The sequence below is a fragment of the Agromyces binzhouensis genome (assembly GCF_004135055.1).
Classification (GTDB): domain Bacteria; phylum Actinomycetota; class Actinomycetes; order Actinomycetales; family Microbacteriaceae; genus Agromyces; species Agromyces binzhouensis.
Genome location: NZ_SDPL01000512.1, coordinates 1 through 1847 on the forward strand (window position 1 = coordinate 1; position 1847 = coordinate 1847).

Here is a 1847-nt window from a genome sequence, read left to right on the forward strand (position 1 = left end):
AACGCGGTGCACTACGCGACGCCCCGCGAGCACCGGCTCGCCTCCGCGCTCGCGGCGGTGCGGGCGCGGCGCAGCCTCGACGAGCTCGACGGCTGGTTGCCCGCGACCGACGGACTGCACCTCCGGTCGGGCGCAGAGATGCTCGCCCGCTTCGATCGCCACCCCGGCGCCGTCGAGCACTCGGTGACGCTCGCGCACGACCTGTCGTTCCGGCTGCGCAGCGCCCGGCCGCGGCTCCCCCGGCAGGAGGTGCCCGAGGGGCACACGCCGATGTCGTGGCTGCGGGAGCTCGCCTGGCGGGGCGCCGAGCGGCGCTACCCGGGCGTGCCCGACCACGTGCGCGAGCGGCTCGCGAAGGAGCTCGACGTGATCGAGGAGAAGGACTTCCCGGGGTACTTCCTCATCGTGCACGACCTCGTGCAGGAGGCGCGCCGCCGCGGCATCCTCTGCCAGGGCCGCGGGTCGGCGGCGAACTCGGCGGTCTGCTACGTGCTCGACATCACCGGGGTCGACTCGATCTACTACGACCTGCCGTTCGAGCGGTTCCTGTCGTCGCTGCGCGACGAGGAGCCCGACATCGACGTCGACTTCGACTCCGACCGGCGCGAGGAGATCATCCAGTACGTCTACGGCAGGTACGGCCGGCACAACGCCGCGCAGGTCGCGAACGTGATCAGCTACCGCCCCAAGGGCGCGGTGCGCGACATGGCCAAGGCGCTCGGCTACTCGACCGGGCAGCAGGACGCATGGTCGCGCCAGGTCGAGCGCTGGGGGTCGGTCGTCGAGACCGACGAGCACGACATCCCCGAGTCGGTGGTCGAGCTCGCCGAGCAGCTGCTGACCTTCCCGCGGCACCTCGGCATCCACTCGGGCGGCATGGTGCTCACCGACCGGCCCGTCGGCGAGGTGTGCCCCATCGAGCACGCCCGCATGGAGAACCGCACCGTCCTGCAGTGGGACAAGGACGACTGCGCCTGGATGGGCCTCGTGAAGTTCGACCTGCTCGGGCTCGGCATGCTCGCCGCGCTGCAGTACACGTTCGACCTCGTGCGCGCGCACACCGGCGAGGAGTGGGAGCTCGCGACGATCCCGAAGGAGGAGCCCGCGGTCTACGACATGCTGTGCCGCGCCGATTCCATCGGGGTGTTCCAGGTCGAGTCGCGCGCCCAGATGGGCACGCTCCCCCGCCTGCAGCCGCGCTGCTTCTACGACCTCGTCGTCGAGATCGCGCTCATCCGTCCGGGGCCCGTGCAGGGCGGCGCGGTGCACCCGTACATCCGCCGCCGCACGGGCGAGGAGCAGGTGGCCTACCTGCACCCCAAGCTCGAGCCCGTGCTCCGGCGCACGCTCGGGGTGCCGCTCTTCCAGGAGCAGCTCATGCAGATGGCCGTCGCGGTCGGCGACTGCGACGCCGCCGACGCCGACCTGCTGCGCCGCGCGATGGGCTCCAAGCGCGGCGTCGAGAAGATCGAGCGGCTGCGCACGAAGCTCTACGCGGGCATGGAGCGCAACGGCATCGACCCCGAGACCGCCGACGCGATCTACGAGAAGATCGAGGCGTTCGCGAACTTCGGCTTCGCCGAGAGCCACGCCATCAGCTTCGGACTGCTCGTCTACGCGAGCTCGTGGCTGAAGCTGCACTACCCGGCCGCGTTCCTCGCGGCGCTGCTGCGCGCCCAGCCCATGGGCTTCTACTCGCCGCACACGCTCACCGCCGACGCGCGACGGCACGGGGTCGAGCTGCTCCGGCCCGACCTGGCGCGCTCGGGCGTGCACGCGGGGCTCGAGGCGGTCGGGCCCGGCGATGCGACGGGCGCCGATGAACCGGCGACGGATGCCGCGGCGGG

At 72.1% G+C, this 1847-nt stretch carries 1 protein-coding gene; it reads left to right on the forward strand.

What is annotated here, in order from left to right; translation table 11 throughout:
* Positions 1-1847: error-prone DNA polymerase (locus tag ESO86_RS16265; protein ID WP_129235882.1), on the forward strand; the 1847-nt coding region annotated here is incomplete at both ends.